Origin of the sequence: Aurantiacibacter atlanticus (assembly GCF_001077815.2) — a bacterium.
GTDB lineage: Bacteria > Pseudomonadota > Alphaproteobacteria > Sphingomonadales > Sphingomonadaceae > Alteraurantiacibacter > Alteraurantiacibacter atlanticus.
This window is the reverse complement of the sequence record NZ_CP011310.1, coordinates 755501-770909: the sequence shown is the minus strand read 5'-3', so window position 1 is coordinate 770909 and position 15409 is coordinate 755501. Positions and strand designations below refer to the sequence as shown.

The 15409-nt window shown below is 57.8% G+C and carries 12 protein-coding genes; 5 read left to right on the top strand and 7 right to left on the bottom strand.

Annotated features, from left to right (window positions below):
- Positions 1-56 precede the first annotated feature (56 nt).
- The gene (locus CP97_RS03760; protein ID WP_048884850.1) at positions 57-1157 is read right to left on the bottom strand and encodes an inositol-3-phosphate synthase; all 1101 of its coding nucleotides are present in this window, start codon (positions 1155-1157) and stop codon (positions 57-59) included.
- 259 nt (positions 1158-1416) lie between these two features.
- Here CP97_RS03760 and CP97_RS03755 point away from each other — a divergent pair, with 259 nt between their 5' ends.
- Positions 1417-2595, top strand: a complete 1179-nt coding sequence (locus tag CP97_RS03755; RefSeq protein WP_082863704.1) for a glycosyltransferase family 4 protein — start codon at positions 1417-1419, stop codon at positions 2593-2595.
- Here the strand turns inward: CP97_RS03755 and CP97_RS03750 are convergent.
- Entirely contained in the window at positions 2571-3473 is a 903-nt protein-coding gene (locus CP97_RS03750; RefSeq protein WP_048884848.1) for a CDP-alcohol phosphatidyltransferase family protein, read from the bottom strand. The two genes, CP97_RS03755 and CP97_RS03750, sit on opposite strands and share 25 nt — an antisense overlap.
- Before the next feature lie 110 nt (positions 3474-3583).
- Between CP97_RS03750 and CP97_RS03745 the strand changes: the two genes are divergently transcribed.
- On the top strand, positions 3584-4609 hold the full coding sequence (locus tag CP97_RS03745) for a CDP-alcohol phosphatidyltransferase family protein (RefSeq protein WP_048884847.1): 1026 nt from the start codon (positions 3584-3586) through the stop codon (positions 4607-4609).
- A gap of 7 nt (positions 4610-4616) precedes the next feature.
- Here the strand turns inward: CP97_RS03745 and CP97_RS03740 are convergent, their stop codons facing one another.
- Genes CP97_RS03740 through CP97_RS03720 form a run of 5 tightly spaced genes read right to left on the bottom strand, consistent with a single transcriptional unit; the run spans position 4617 to position 10462 of the window.
- Positions 4617-5798, bottom strand: coding sequence for a polysaccharide biosynthesis/export family protein (locus CP97_RS03740; RefSeq protein ID WP_048884846.1), 1182 nt, complete (start codon positions 5796-5798; stop codon positions 4617-4619).
- A complete protein-coding gene (locus tag CP97_RS03735) occupies positions 5798-7123 on the bottom strand; it encodes a glycosyltransferase family 4 protein (protein WP_174539159.1) in 1326 nt (441 codons plus the stop codon). Before CP97_RS03735 ends, CP97_RS03740 begins: the two co-directional genes overlap by 1 nt.
- Positions 7124-7128: 5 nt before the next feature.
- Entirely contained in the window at positions 7129-8568 is a 1440-nt protein-coding gene (locus tag CP97_RS16685; protein ID WP_082863703.1) for an ATP-binding cassette domain-containing protein, read from the bottom strand.
- Positions 8565-9368, bottom strand: coding sequence for an ABC transporter permease (locus CP97_RS03725; RefSeq protein WP_048884845.1), 804 nt, complete (start codon positions 9366-9368; stop codon positions 8565-8567). Before CP97_RS03725 ends, CP97_RS16685 begins: the two co-directional genes overlap by 4 nt.
- Positions 9368-10462: a KpsE/RkpR family capsule polysaccharide export protein gene (locus tag CP97_RS03720; protein WP_048884844.1), complete on the bottom strand. Its 1095-nt coding sequence runs from the start codon at positions 10460-10462 to the stop codon at positions 9368-9370. The genes CP97_RS03725 and CP97_RS03720 overlap by 1 nt, the downstream gene beginning before the upstream one ends.
- 259 nt (positions 10463-10721) lie before the next feature.
- Here CP97_RS03720 and CP97_RS03710 point away from each other — a divergent pair, with 259 nt between their 5' ends.
- The 3 genes from CP97_RS03710 to CP97_RS03700 are packed head-to-tail and all read left to right on the top strand — an operon-like array spanning position 10722 to position 15357.
- A complete protein-coding gene (locus tag CP97_RS03710) occupies positions 10722-12092 on the top strand; it encodes a TolC family protein (RefSeq protein ID WP_048884842.1) in 1371 nt (456 codons plus the stop codon).
- Positions 12089-14206 (top strand): ATP-binding cassette domain-containing protein, encoded by a 2118-nt coding sequence (locus CP97_RS03705; protein WP_063612348.1) that lies wholly within the window; start codon positions 12089-12091, stop codon positions 14204-14206. Before CP97_RS03710 ends, CP97_RS03705 begins: the two co-directional genes overlap by 4 nt.
- Positions 14203-15357 (top strand): beta-barrel domain-containing protein, encoded by a 1155-nt coding sequence (locus tag CP97_RS03700; protein ID WP_063612347.1) that lies wholly within the window; start codon positions 14203-14205, stop codon positions 15355-15357. The genes CP97_RS03705 and CP97_RS03700 overlap by 4 nt, the downstream gene beginning before the upstream one ends.
- Positions 15358-15409 lie beyond the last annotated feature (52 nt).

Sequence of the window (15409 nt, the reverse complement as noted above, 5' to 3'; positions counted from 1 at the left end):
CCTCCGCTTGCCCGGACCCGCAGCGAATCAACCTGCCCTGCCCGAACCCGCATGCGCTATTCCGCAGCCTTGAGGCCCTCTGCCTCGAACTCTTCGAGAAGCGCAATGGCAACGTCCTCAGTGAACTGGACAGGCGGATGTTTGCAGTAAAAGGCGCTTGGTGCGGTCAATGCACCGCTGATGCCGCGATCGCGCGCCATCTTGCAGTAGCGTAGGGCATCGATGACGCATGCCGCCGCATTCGGGCTATCTTCGACCGATAGCCGCAATTCGATATTGAGTGGAACGCCGCCCCACTGGGTAGCTTCCAACCGCAGGAAGCACACCTTATTGTCTTCCTGCCACGGCACATATTCGGACGGTCCGATGCGAATATTCTCATCGGCCAGCCGCTCCGCCAAAGCCGATTGAACGGCCTCTGTCTTGGACAGCTTCTTGGAAGTCAGCCGCTCGCGATCGAGCATGTTCATGAAATCGGTATTGCCGCCGGTATTGAGCTGGTAAGTCCTGTCGATGCTGGCGCCGCGGGTGGCGAACAGATTTGCAAGCGTTCGGTGGACAATGGTTGCGCCAACCTGCGCCTTGATGTCATCCCCCACAATCGGCAGCCCGTGTTCGCGAAAACGCGCTTCCCATGCAGGATCGCTGGCGATGAACACCGGCATGCAATTGACTACTGCCACGCCTGCCTCCAGCGCACATTCTATATAGAATTCGGTCGCTTTTTGGGAGCCGACAGGAAGGAAATTAAGCAATACATCAGCGCGGCACTCCTTAATCGCCGCGACGATTTCCTCACGTGTACCATCCGCAGATTCGTCCAGAACAACTCCGCGTTCCTTATCCTGTGTCATGTGAGCGGCCACGCCATCAAGCTGGCAACCCTTGATGACCCTGGCCGAGCCACAATCCACATTCTGGTGGAAAACCTTCGTATTATTGGGTCTGGCGAAGATTGCTTCGGCCAGCGGTCGTCCGACCTTGCGGGCATCTACATCAACGCCCAGCACGAATTCGACATCGGTAACGGCATAGCCACCGACAAATTCATAGATCGTGCCGTCGCGATTATCGGCATCACCGTAATATGAAACGCCCTGAACCAACGAACTGGCGCAATTGCCAATACCGATGATCGCGACCCTTATTTTTGTCATTCAAATTCTACCGTAGCTGCAGGGGGCGGAGGCTGGCGAAGTAACGCTTGAAGGCTGACTGTAGCCTGTCCGGATTCTGAAAAGAGCCATTACGCGCTTCCTGTTAATGCTCTTGGCACGACACCGCCATGCCATTCTCTACGTTATGCCGCAAAAAGCTCCATATTCAATGATCAGCCCGATACAGCAATTCGTGTTTCTACTTGGAGCGAATACGCGATAGAAAAGCTATTGTGAATGGCCACGTCATTATGTTGCAATGCAGCATTATTGCGCCAAGTTTGTCAACTGCACTGCGAGTAAAATTTTGTCAACGAGTACGACTATTTGCATCGATTGCCGCTATTTACATGATCGCCCAAGCGGCATCGCGGAGTGCGTGCGTGCTCTCGTAGATAATCTGCCGACACTGGCCTCTGAACTACGCTTCCTCTTTCTCAAGAACCCACGATTTCCCGGCAGGCTGAGTGATGCGCCCAATGTGCAGGAAATCACTGTGAAAGCGGCAGCCAATGGGCCCGCAACGGCCTGGTGGTTGCCGCGCATCGTCGATTTATCCGGCATCGACCTCTACCATTCTCCGGCCAATATCCTGCCGCGGGGGCTGGACATTCCGAGCGTTACTACCGTCCATGACATCATGTGGCTGAACCAGCCCCACTGGTGCAACTCGCATGTTGCCGGAATTGTAGACCGCTTGTTCTACAGTTCTGGATTACGGCACGCCTTACGTAGAAGCACTGCGATCGCCACTGTCAGCGAGGCATCAAAGGCAGAAATCGTCAGGCATGATCTCGCGCCGGCCGATCGGGTTCATGTGACCCGCAACGGTGTCGCCACGCAGTTTCGCCCAACCAGCAAAGGCCCCTCCACATTGCAGCACCTGGGTCTAGGCCCTGATGCCAGATATATTCTCACGGTTGGCCAAAATGCGCCTTACAAAAACCATCCTGTCGCCATCCACGCCTTCCATCAAGCCTTCGCCGATCGACCCGATATACATATGATCCTCATCCAGAGGCGGCAGTCTGCAAACACACTTCGTCCGCTGATTACCAAGTTGGGTTTAACAGACCGAGTTCATACACCCGGCACAATCGATGCAGAGGAGCTTATTGCGCTGTACGGCTCCGCTCAGGCCCTGCTGCACCCATCCTTGTGTGAGGGTTTTGGCAACCCGCTGGTCGAGGCCATGGCTTGCGGATGCCCCGTCATCACGTCGGACAGATCGGCAATGCCTGAAGTGACAGGAGGCGCCGCGTTGCTGGTCGATCCTGAAGATTGCGGATCAATCGCCACAGCCTTGCGCAGTATTGTCAACCAACCGGACAAGGCCGCGGCGATGAAAGCCGCCGGGCTGGAACGCGCAAAAGCATTCGACTGGCGCGAATTCGCGAATGCCAATCTCGCAATCTATCGCAATGTTCTGGAAGGTTGAGAGTTGCTCAATTGCGAAAATATCATGTTCAGCATCCGACGCTTGCGTCTCACCATCCAGACCGCAGCGATATTGAGCACAACAGCCTCGTAAACCAGATACAGGGCGGGCATTTGCACCATCATCGCGGCACCCAGAGCAATAGTGCGGTAATTCGCTCCGAACGGCTCCAGCCCTGCCAATAGCGCGCCTTTGTGTCGGGCAATAATGTGTCGCGCAGCAGGCGCGATCTGCGGATCGAAAATTAGCGGGCCGATATCATTGGCCAGCGGAAGCAGCGAATTGGCGCCTCGGAGATAGGCGCGCACCAGACGCGGGCTGTCCTTGCTTTGCTTTTCAGGAGAACCGAGCCATTCGCGCCCATATGCCCATTCTTCGTAATTGCGCCGCAGGCTTTCGTAGAAATTCGACTGTGCCGCACGACTCAACCCAGCAAACACCCCCAGTGGCCATGCCCAAATACCCAGCAACGGCACCACAAGGCTCGCCAGCGTCAGATACATGACGATATGACCAAGGTAGTCGCACAGGCCATCGACAAATTCGCCTGTCGGGCTGACCTTGCCTGTCATCCGTGCAAGATCGCCATCGGCACCGTCGAGTACATGCCACGACATGTGCACGCCAAGGCCCAGCAGCGCAGATAGCGGATAGGATAGTGCGGCGTAGAAATAGGCCGCCAATGCGACTGCAAGTCCGCCAGCCAGCGATACCATATTTGGCGTCACAGGCGTGCGCGCAAGCAGCCTGGCGAGGCGGAAGCTGAGCGGGTGATACAAATGTCGGTTGAGCCAGTCTTCCAGCTCTGGAGGGCGTTTTCGCGCACCATCGGGCGTGGCGGCAGCAGGGCCGTGCTCGTCTGCCGATGGCGTGTTCATGCGATCGCTCTTACCAAGCAGGTAAGCGTAGGACAATCCGCACCAGAGCAATGGGTTGTACGCCTGCACCCCGCTTGGCCAATTGCGCAAAAGCTGCGACTAGGCTGCCCGTGCCACATTCCGATATGATCATCCGCTTTGAAAGCGAGCAGGCTGCAAACTACCCTGTTGCAGGCATCCCCGCAGCCGTGCGCGCCGTTCTGGCGCTTCCGAACAGGCAGCGCTGGCGCAGAATCGCGATAAGCGTGCCGGGGGGCTGGCGCCCTTCGATGCATTGTCTTGAGGAGTGGCACCGGCTTTGTTCTGGCGTGGCAATGAACCCTTGCGATGATCAATATCCAACTGGTTCCGCTGCACCGCATATCATGGAGGGGATTGTAATACTGGAAGATGCAGTCTTGCCAAAAGGCACGCGGCACCTTCCGGCCATGTCGCGCTTGCACGCGCTCCATGCGCAAATAATCAAAGATACCGCCAAGCCCACCGATGGTATCGTTTCGCGTCATCTAAATCGGCCTGTCTCGCAGGGGATAACCCGCGTCCTTCTGCATGTATTTCCACAAATCATTCCGCTTTACGCAACAGTTGCAGTGGCCATTTTCGCGTTGGTGATGATCGCTGCGCTTTTGCTTGGCGGAACGACAGGCGCGATTATCGGGGCGGTTTTGTTTCAGGCGGCATCGGTTCTTGACGGGGTCGATGGAGAGATTGCGCGGGCAACTTTCCGCACCTCCCAGGCCGGTGCCACGATGGACAGCGTCACTGACGCCTTCACCAATCTGGGCTTCATTATGGGCCTGAGCTGGAACCTCTGTCAGCAAGGCGAAACGTTGCCCGCTTCCGCTGGAGCGGCAGGCCTTGTGCTGCTTGCCATCGGATTGCTGATATTGGGCACGATTGCCTATCGGCGGGATGGGCGCGTGCATTTCGATGCGCTCAAAACCCGTTTTTCTACTTCGCCCAATCCGATTGGCGCTGTGTTGGCCAAGATATTCATGCGCGACTTCTATGCACTGGCACTGGCGCTGGCTGTCATAGCCGGGTTTGCCGGCTTGGCCCTGTTCCTGTTCGCAGGAGCCGTGGCGGGCTGGTTGGCCATTGTCGTGTGGACTGTGCTTTTTTCGCGGATGGCCTGACCCTTTGCTAAAGCGAATTGCCGATGGCTATCGTCGATAATGCAGCATTGGAAAGCGCCGACAGGAATTTCTGCAAATCGGCCCCCGGTGCGCTGGAGATATATAGTATATCACTGTCACGCATCGTGAAATCTTGCGCCACGAAAAAGCTGGACGCGTCCGATAGATCAAGACGGTAGATCACAGGAACCTTGCCTTCCTGCGTTGTCCGCGCATCCGCCAACGTCTCTGCCGATAGGGCATCTGGGTCTTCGAAGCGGAATATGAACACGCCGCGCACATCGGCGCGGTCATCGCGCAAGCCGCCCACGCGGCCAAGTGCCTGTGACAACGACAAGCCCGAACCTTCGAACGGGATTTCCGCACTCTGCTGGACTGCACCCAGCGCAATGAAGCTATACGGCTGGTGTATTACTGTGACCACATCGCCAGTCTGCACGGGCACGTTCTGCGATGGATCAAGGATGATCGTTTCCAGCGCCATAGTTGTCGCCGTGATGCCGCGGGCAAGGCGAATGGTTGTTTTGTCGACGTCTTCTGTCGGCCCGCCCGCTTCGGCCAGAATATCGAGTAAACGCTCCCCTCTCGTCGTGAGTGGCACGCGAAGGGTCTTCGCCACATCGCCAAGAATGGTCACATTGCTGGCGTTGTTCTCTACTAGCCGGACAATAGCCTGCGGATCATGCGCACGACCGCGCAGGCGCGAAACAATGTCGCGCTGAACCTGCGCGGGTGAACGGCCAGCTACGCCCAACGATCCGACGAAAGGCAGGGAAATCGTCCCATCTTCATCGACCCGTTGTTGTGGAATAGAAGCGTTGGCCGCCAGCATGGGGTCTTCTGTCAGCCTTGCCCCGCTGGCTGTCGTTCCGAACAAGACGGCGGGCGGCGCTTCAAAAATGGTGACATCGATCAGATCCCCGCGCTCGATCAGCGGCGCCGCCATCTGCGCATTGCCGAAGATTTCGGCAAAGGTCTGCGATTGCGAGAAGGACGCAATTCGCTGCGTGGCAGCATGATTGAGCTCCACAATTTCGATATCGGCATTGTCATAGGTCGCATCCTGTGAATCGCGCACATCGCCTGTGCGCGGGCCGGCCGCGCCAAGCGAATAGCACCCGCCCAGCATCAAGCTGAGCAGTGCGGCGCCCAACGCAGATCGCAAGCGCATTTTCGTTTCAACATTCATCACAGATACCTCGCATATACCGCGGCTAACCGCTCCCTGTATTTTTCAGGGCTATATTTTTCGGCCTGCACAATGCCGCGCTTTGTCAATTCCTGACGCAGGTCCGCATCGGCATCAAGCTCGCGAATAGCGGTTGTGATGCTCTGGGTGTCATAGGGATCGATCATCCGCGCTGCGTCCCCTGCCACTTCGGGCAGGGATGATGTATTCGAACACAGGACCGGTGTCTTGAGCAGCATCGCTTCCAGCGCAGGTAAACCAAAGCCTTCGTAAAGCGACGGGAACATGGCGATTTTTGCTCCACGGATGAGGCTGACAAGCATGCTGAAAGGTGCATAATCAAGACGAATGATGCGTTTCCGCGCACCACGCCGCCGCTCGATACTGCCAAGGCCGGATTTGGCCGCGTCTTCATTCAGCAGGGCAAGTTCCTTTTCGGCTTTCCAGGCCTGGGCGCCGATGATGACCAGCGGTGTCATCACCTTGCTGGCCATATAAGCTTCGATCATGCGGCCGATGTTTTTCTTCGGCTCAAGCGAACCCCAGAACAGAAGATATTCTTTATAACCGAACCCTGTAATACCCTCCACTTCGCGAGCCACCTGTTCTTCAGGCTTGTCGCGAAATTTGGCCGGTATCTGTACCGATTGATAAGTGTTGGAGATCTTTTCCTCGGGAATGCCGACCAGTTCAACGAGATCCCGTTTGGAGTTCTCTGAAACGGTAATAATGTGCTCTGCACCTTCCCCTAGTGTGCGCAGCAGACTGAGATAGCGCCGCTTGTTGTCGAGCGTGGTGTAGGGCAGCTTCAACGGCACAACATCGTGCATGGTATAGATATTGGGGCACTTGGAGATTCGTACAGGTAGTGGATAGGTCCAGTGCGCAAGATCAGGCTGCTTGGGCAGACGGACATTCACGACGCGTTTCCACATCCAGAATGCGCCCTGTGCGTTCTGGAATATCTCGCTGGAATTATAGATCGTATCGTAATGCGGCAATCGGGACTGGAAGCTGCGCGCCTCGACCCGGCCGGTAATCGGCACCTCTTTTGCACGATAGCTGAGCGGGCCGCGGAGCGCCTGTTTTGCCCGCTCCAGCAACATGAGGAAGCGGTTCTGCTCAACCGGGCCATCGAAGAAGGAGATTTCCTGCAACAAAGGATTGCGACTGAAAGCCCCCGGACTGCCGTAAAGCACCGAAACTTCATGCCCCAATTCTTTCAGCTCATAGCTGAGATTGCGCGCGTAGGTAGCAACGCCCGTACCTTTCTCCAGCCCGAGATTGTAACCGTCAATCAGGATATTATGTTGTTTTGCAGACATTTAATTTAATGTATCCGTTCAAGCGATTGATCGCGCATTTGGGGGTAAAGCCTGTTCAATGAATCGCGGATGCGTGGCCATTGCGCAAAAGCGCCCGCTTTTGCGAGAGACGCGATTACGTCATCACCGGGCATTATTTCATCCGTCAGGCGTTCACGGGCCGTGTTTGAAAGGTTCTCTCCAAAAAGACACGCCGCGGTTTGTAAAAGGGTCGCTTCCACGTCTGTTTCGCCTCGCCATGTGGCAGATGCGAAGGATGCAGATTCTATCAGCGCGGCGGCCATTTCGTCACAGCTTGCATGATCGCGCAAGCCGGACTGGACGTCCTGCATCCGCGGATTATTTTCCGATTGGAATAGCCATGCCATCAGTTCGTAATCAGCACGCGTAGGCGGCTGGATCGCCGCCACTCCGGGCAAGGGCACGCGCGGTGGAGGTGCACTGTCATCATCACCCTGCTGCGCAATTACGAAGGCGGCATGCTCTTCCACATCAGCCAGCGGTTCGCCCAGCGCGACTGCAGTGCGATAAGATATTTCCGCCTGCGCATGGAGGTCCTGCTCCTTCGCAGCATGGGCATGCTGGGTCCAATAGCTGCGCTGATAGGGATACAGCGCAAGGGCATCGGCATATTCGCGCTGCGCCTTTTTCCAATCGCGTTGATCACGCGCCCAATCACCCTGCTGGACATGGATGCGGAACCGCTCATCCGTCAACGCGGCGCGCTGCGAAGAATCGATCATGCGCGCACGATTGGTATAGGCTATACTAACCGGCTTGGCCCGCATTTCCGCGCCAATCAATTCCTTATAAACACCATAGGCCTCTTCGAAATCATCGAAATGAGTCAGCTTGGTATCGTGCAGGATTGCCCATCTATTACAGTGATCGCGCACATATCCGGCATCATGGGATATGATAATCATCGCCCGATCGCCGCGCACTTCAAACAATTCGTGATTGCAGCGATCATGGAAGCGGGCATCGCCGACTGCACCGATTTCGTCGATCAGGAAGCAATCAAATTCGATGATCATTGATATGGCAAAGGCCAACCGCGCCCGCATGCCCGACGAATAACTGCGCACCGGTTCGCGCAAATAGGGGCCAAGCTCGGCAAAATCCTCGACAAACTCGAGGTTACGGTCAAAATCCTGATTATAGATCGAAGTTATAAAGCGTATGTTGTCAATGCCGGTAAGCTGCGCCTGAAATGCACCGCCAAAGGCCAGTGGCCAGCTGACAGACATTTCGCGCTCTATAACGCCCGATGTAGGGCGTTCAGCCCCGCTGACCAGCCGGATCATCGTGGATTTCCCGGCGCCGTTCCGGCCAAGAATGCCCAACCGCTCTCCCATGGCGAGTTCGAAGTTCACGCCATCGAGAACGGTCTTGGTACCAAAGCGCGTCGGATAGGATTTGTTCAGGTCGCGTACGCGGATCATTCAGGCACCACCCGCCGCCCGATCCAGCGCACGGCAATCAGCGCAGCAACTGACAGGACAAGATTGCAGCTGATAAGATAGGCGAGGTCATAATGCGCGCGCGCCAAGGATCCGAACCAGCCTTCGCGGACATATTCGACGCCATGCACTGTCGGTATATACAACACGAAATCCTGGGCGACCTTCGGCAAGGCATCGACCATGAAAGCAGCACCCGAAAGCGGGAACAGGAGATAGGAAAACGGATGCCACAGTTTGTCGACCAGCTCGCTGTGATGCGAAATTGCGCCGAGGAAAATGGCAAGGGCCGCGCCAAACCATGCGAGAAGCAACCAGCCACCGGCGATCTGAAGGAAATCTTCGGGAGGCTCCAATATCCCCATAGCCATGAACACCACGCCCAGCACTGCGAATGAAATCGTCGCGCCGCCAAATTCCAGCAGCAACCGCGCCAGATAGATATCCAGCACCTTGATATTGCGATGATACATCAACGACAGATTGGCCCATAAGGCACCAATGCTGCGCCCGGGCATATTGCGCCACAAGAGCACGCTGGAATAGCCTGTCAGAGCAAATGCCGTGATCGGCAACTCACTTCCGTGAGCCGATTTGGTCGCCGTCCACAACGCGGTAACGCCCAGCGTGAAAAGCATCGGCTCCACAAAAAGCCACAGGAAACCGATGTTGTGACGGCCATAGCGGGTGAGCATTTCGCGCACCAGCAATGCACCGATAATCCGCTGGTTGAGGCGCAGGCTGTCGAGTAAGGAACCTTCGTGGCGGACCGAACCGGGCATCAGTCGCGATGTTCCTTGATGCCAGTGATCAACATCGACAGAATGCCCCAGGTCAACAGGCCCAGAACGAACGCTGCAATAATGCTGCGCAGTCGGCGCGGATAGGTCGCATAATCGGGTAGTGAGGGGTCTGAAATGCGGTCAACATAGGCCTGCTTGCGTCGCGCATCGGCTTCGGCTTCCTGCGCGGTGGCGAGGACGATGCCCAACTGCTGGTCGGCCAGTTCCGATGCCAGCAGCAATTCCTGATAACGCGCGGTATTGGAAGACAAGGACCCGCGACCGCCCGAAATGCTCGCGGTCTGTTCCGCAATTTCCTGCTCCAGTTCACGCACCTGTGTTTGCAGGAACGGGATTTGCGATGCCTGCGGCGTATATGTGCGCATCTGCTGGAGCCGCGTACGTGCGGCGATCAGTTCATCCTGCAACTGGGCAACCATCTGCAGGCCTATGCTGGCCTGAATCTCGGGATCGACTACGCCCTCCTGATCGCGGAAATTCGCCAGAGCGAGCGAAGCGGAGCGCGCATCTTCGCGGGCCGAAGCAACTTCCTGCTCGGAAAAGCGCAGGGCATCGGTACGCGCCCTTTCAGAAAGACCGTTCACCAGCGTTTCCGAAGCTTGCAACAGCCGTTCATTGATTTCCTGCGCCTCGCCCGGTTCGAAGGCTTCTACCCGCAGGCGCAGCACCAATATGCTTGAACCTTCTTCGATACCGACCTTGTCGCCGAAATATTCATACAGCTTTTCAAAACTATCATTGCCAAGCCCGCCGAAGCGATCGAGGAAAAAGATGTCAGGCGTGCCATAGGCTGCGCGCACATAGCCATCTTCGTTGATCTGTGTCAGCGCGTCGCGCGATTCGAGGAATTCGCTGACCGCGTCGCTTTCTTCAGTGGCCCCCGTCAAAGCGCTAGAGCCGATGACTGAACCCAGCGGCGATGCGTTGGGCTTGCTCGGGCTGCGCACGATGATCCGCGATTCCGATACATAAACGTCTTCAGCAAAGACGCCAAAATATACCGCCGCAAGGATGGTAGGCAGAAGAACGACACCCACGAACAGAGGGCTTATGGATTTTAACCGCTTAATCAATGATCTTCCTATTCCCGCTGCCTGCAATGGTCGCGTGGGTTTTGCGACGGTTGCCACGTGCCGTAGATCAAATCCAGCCCCGAAACTTTACTGAGGTGTTCTCGCCAAATGAAGAGTATGGCCCCGAGATAGGGGCAGTAGGTGGCTCTAGTAAGCGTTTCCTGAACATTGTCTGGGGTTAAACTTGCAAATAAACGCGATAGTTACGAGCAAAAACGGTGGGCCTTGCGCTCCTTGCCCTTATACAGCACGATCTATCATGCGCGTGTTTCTTCGTACCGTCCCTTATGCCTGTCTGATTCTGACCGCCAGCAGCGTGTCCGCGCAAATCACACCTGCCAATAGCGTTGAGGAGGGAAAAGGTGGACAAGAACCGGCCGTAAACGTCGCGCAGGCCTATGGACCGCCGGCAATCGCAGCCGAGCTTGCGCGTGCACCACCGCCTGTCGCGATCCCCGATCCGCTCGATCTTGCGGCCGCGCTTGCCGCTGCAACGCATCCGCTAGTCGATGCATCCGAGGCGGAGGCGGAGGCGCTCGGGTCCGAATATCGCGGCGCCCGTTGGCTGCGCTATCCCAGCCTCTCGGTAGAAGCTCTGGCCGCAACCGAGGGATCATCCTTTGCCGATCAGGACGGGCTGGCACTCAATGCCATCCTTGAACAGCCGGTCTGGACCGGCGGGCGCATCAGCGGGCAGATCGACCGTGCCCGATCAACTTTGCGCGCTGGCGAAGACCGCGTCACCGAAGCGCAGCGCAATATCGTTTTGCGGGTGGTGGAGGCATATTACGATCTCGTGCGCTCTCATGAACGTTTTGCAGTCATCGACGCGAGCCTTGAAGAACATGGTACGTTGCTCGGCTCCATCGGCAGGCGGGTCGAACAGCAAGTCTCGCCAGCCGCCGATCTTACGCTAGGCCGATCGCGCACCGCACAGGTCGAACTGGAACGCGCACTTGCAGATGAGGGGCGCAGCAGCGCCCGTGTCCGCCTGCTGGAACTGACAGGCGGGGTGGCGATAGAGCCAGTATTGCCGCCGTCGAGCGTGGCTGATATTCTTCCTACTGAAGAGCTCGCGTTGGCAGAGGCGCTTGCCTGCAGCCCCAGTCTCGCCGCGCTTACCGATCTGATCGACGTGGCAGAGGCGGACAAGGACATCGCCCGCTCCCAATTATGGCCGCAGCTTCTTCTGCAATTATCGCAGAACGAAATTACCGGCGCGCGCGCCGCCATCGTTTTGCGAGCACAGATGGGCAATGGGCTTTCGCAATTCACCGCCATCGACACATCCAAGGCCCGCATCCAGCGCGCCCTCGCCGAATTTGGCGATGCAGAACGGCAATTGCGCGAACAATTGCGCCGCGATTATGTCCTCGTGCGTGCTTCGCGGGCGCGGGTCGAGGCGGGGGTCATGGCAGCAGATACCGCAGCGCAGATCATAGAAAGCTACCGGCGCCAGTTCATTGCGGGCAGGCGCAGCTGGCTTGACGTGATGAATGCCACGCGCGAGGCAACCAGCGCACGCCTTTCCGAAATGGATGCACGCGTTGCTGCCGCCCAGGGCACGGCACGAATTCTCGCGCTAACCTGTCGCTGGCGGCCATTCGGGTCGCAGGGAGCGCTGCAGTGAACGGGGCCGATATTGAACGCGCAATGGCAAATTTCGCGCGTGCAACGGGCAAACCGCTGGCGCCACAATGGAATGCTGAATTACGCGAAGTGGAACTAGCCGAAGGGGTAGACGCACTGCCCGGCATGGTGGCAGCCCTTGGCTGGGAACCGGCACGGCGCGTCAGCGGACGCCCGCGACCTGACCAATTCCCGCTTCTCGCCCATGATCCTGGCAGCGGCTGGGCGGTTGTGCAGCAATGGGATGACAGCGAAAGCATGGCCCTGGTAGGAGAGCGCGCCAGCCTGCCCTATCATGAAGACCTGCATTTCTTCACGATCGACCTGCCCGATCCCCTGTCGAGCGATGCCGACAGGGCGATCTCTGTGTTCTGGCGGGCGATCAAGCGGCGCAAACAGCCATTGATCATGGCCGGCATCGCCACTGTCTTCGCCAATCTCCTGACGCTGGCGACATCGCTGTATTCAATGCAGCTTTATGACCGGGTTATTCCGCTGGCCAGTTTCGATACGCTGTTCGTGCTGACGGCAGGCGTGGCCTTTGCGCTGACGCTGGATCTTTGCCTGCGCAGTCTGCGTGCGATTCTGATCGAGCGTGAAGCACAGGATATCGACGCCGAAGTGAGCGAGTTCTTTTTTGCCCGCGCACAGGCCATCCGGCTAGATGCGCGGCCGCCCGGCATCGGCACAATGGCAGCGCAATTGCGCGGGCAGGAACAAATCCGGCAGGTCCTGTCTTCGGGATCGCTCTTCATGCTCGCGGACCTGCCTTTCGCGCTCCTGTTCATCGCGGTTATCGCCATGATCGGCGGAAAGCTGGCGCTGGTTCCAATCATCAGCCTGCCGCTGGCGATTATCTTCGCGATGATCCTGTCACGCATCATTAGGAAAGGTACTGATCGCGCTCAGGTAAGCGGCAATCGTAAAAACGGCATGCTGGTCGAAGCGCTCGATGCTACAGAAACGGTGAAGGCCAATCGCGGCGGCTGGTTCATGATGGGCCGGTGGAACAGGCTGGTCCGCGAAATTCACCATTACGAGGACCCTGTGAAGCGGGCATCTGCCGTCGCCTCATCACTGTTTTCAACCTTGCAACAGGCGGCCTATGTCGCAATCATGGGCTGGGGCGCATATCTTGCAGCCAATGGCCAGATCACCACCGGCGCGTTGCTGGCCTGTTCCATTATTGCCGGACGCATCAACGGGCCGCTGGTGGCACAATTGCCCAATCTCATCGTGCAATGGGGTTATGCGCGCAGTTCCTTGCAGGCGCTTGATGGTATATTGAAACTGCCGCTTGATCCGGCCACCAGTGCCGGTGCCTTGCGCCCTGACACGCTTTCTGGCGCTTATGCCATCAGAGATGCGGTCTTCGCCTATCCCGCAACGCAGCGGCCCGCCGCGGAAATCGAAACTCTCCAGATTTCTCCGGGTGAAAAAATCGCGGTTGTGGGGGGCATCGGCTCGGGCAAATCAACGCTCCTCAAACTGCTTTCTGGTCTTTATTCACCGCAGCATGGCACCGTCTTGCTGGGCGGGCTGGATCTTGGGCAGGTGGCCGAAGATGTAGCGCGCCGCCACATTGGTTATGTCGCACAGGATGCGCGGCTGGTGAACGGCACGCTGCGCGACAATCTGGCAATGGGCCTCGGCGATGTCGGGGATGAGGACATCATGGAGGTCGCGCGCAGCACAAGGCTCGACACCATGATCGCTGCGCGATCCGAAGGGCTGGCCTTGCAGATACAGGAAGGCGGGCGTGGCCTTTCCGGTGGCCAGCGAAGTCTTGTCGGCATTCACCGCCTGCTGCTTGCTCGGCCCGATATCTGGCTACTCGACGAACCTACATCGTCGCTTGATCAGGCCACCGAAACAGCCGCACTGCAGGCGATAGACGATGCGTTGGCTGATGATAACATCATGGTGATGGTGACACACAAGCTGCAATTGCTCCCGCGCTTTACCCGCGTCATCGCCATGGCGAACGGCAAGATCGTGCGCGACGGGCCAACGCAGGATGTGCTGCGTGAGCTTTTGCCCCCCAGGCCGGGTGGCGCAAGATCATCGCCTGAAGGCACTGTGACAACATCCAGGGCGGGCGGGAAGATATCGTGAGGAAAGCTCTGCGGCCCGAGCACTGGATCATCATCGTCATCGCCATTACACTGCTGGCATTCATCGGCTGGGCGCAATGGGCCGAGCTGGACCAGGTGACCCGCGCGCCGGGTCGCGTGGTGCCCTTCGCCCGCGTCCAGATCGTGCAGAGCGAGGGAGGCGGCGCAATCAGCGCCATCAATGTGCGCGAAGGCGATATGGTGCGGCAGGGGCAATTGCTGGTCGAGCTTGATACTGTGCAACTTACCGCCGGCGTGAATGAGGCGCGCGCGCGCGTGGCCGCGCTGCAAAGCCGGATGGCGCGCATTGATGCCGAATTGTTCGACAAGGAGCTTCACTTTCCCGCAAGCCTTGCCGGCTTCCCTGAATTTACCGCCAACCAGCGCCAATTGTTCCGCCGTCGCCAGATTGCCCATGCGGCCGAATTGCGCGCCTTGCGCGACATGGCTCAATTGCAGCAGCAGGAGCTCGATCTCAATCTGCCGCTGGTCGAAACAGGGGACGTGGCGGGTGCAGAGATTATCCGCATGGAGCGATCTATCGTCGAAACCCAAGGGCGCATCTCGAACATCCAGGCGCAATATGTCCGCGATTTGCAGACAGAGTTTGCCCAGACAGAAGAAGAGCTGGTCGCTGCCCGCCAGCAGTTGACCCAGCGTGATGACAGTCTGCGCTCCGCCTCGCTCGTGGCGCCGACCGACGGGATTGTGAAAAACGTACGCCTCACCACAGTCGGCGGCGTGCTGGCGCCCGGCGACGAGGTGTTGCAAATCGTGCCGACGGGTGAACGCCTGATCGTCGAAGCGCAGGTGCCGCCACGCGATATCGCCTTCGTCCAGATCGGCCAGCGCGCGCGCGTCAATTTCGATGCCTTTGACAATGCGGTTTATGGTTCCGGCGATGGTGAAGTCGTTTTCATCAGCCCTGATACCCTGTCAGAGAAGCGCGACGACGGAACGGTCAACACCTATTACCGCGTCAATCTGGAAGTCGATACCGCCACCATGCGTCCGCGCGAAGGCGGAGGCGCGATTGATCTGCAACCGGGCATGACAGCAACGGCAGAAATCCTCACCGGATCACAGACGGTCTGGGAATATCTCACCAAGCCGCTCCTCAAAACCACGCGTCAATCCTTGCAGGAGCGGTAGGCCCGGGCAGTTCAACTGCCGCAACGGCAAAAGCATGCAGTCAGGGTTTGCA

What these genes read in the sequence shown, in the direction of transcription:
- CP97_RS03725 (WP_048884845.1), bottom strand. Translation starts at nt 9,368, where the DNA reads ATGCCCGGTTCGGTCCGCCACGAAGGTTCCTTACTCGACAGCCTGCGC.
- CP97_RS03760 (WP_048884850.1), bottom strand. Translation starts at nt 1,157, where the DNA reads ATGACAAAAATAAGGGTCGCGATCATCGGTATTGGCAATTGCGCCAGT.
- CP97_RS03750 (WP_048884848.1), bottom strand. Translation starts at nt 3,473, where the DNA reads ATGAACACGCCATCGGCAGACGAGCACGGCCCTGCTGCCGCCACGCCC.
- CP97_RS03735 (WP_174539159.1), bottom strand. Translation starts at nt 7,123, where the DNA reads ATGTCTGCAAAACAACATAATATCCTGATTGACGGTTACAATCTCGGG.
- CP97_RS03710 (WP_048884842.1), top strand. Translation starts at nt 10,722, where the DNA reads ATGCGCGTGTTTCTTCGTACCGTCCCTTATGCCTGTCTGATTCTGACC.
- CP97_RS03755 (WP_082863704.1), top strand. Translation starts at nt 1,417, where the DNA reads ATGCAGCATTATTGCGCCAAGTTTGTCAACTGCACTGCGAGTAAAATT.
- CP97_RS16685 (WP_082863703.1), bottom strand. Translation starts at nt 8,568, where the DNA reads ATGATCCGCGTACGCGACCTGAACAAATCCTATCCGACGCGCTTTGGT.
- CP97_RS03740 (WP_048884846.1), bottom strand. Translation starts at nt 5,798, where the DNA reads ATGAATGTTGAAACGAAAATGCGCTTGCGATCTGCGTTGGGCGCCGCA.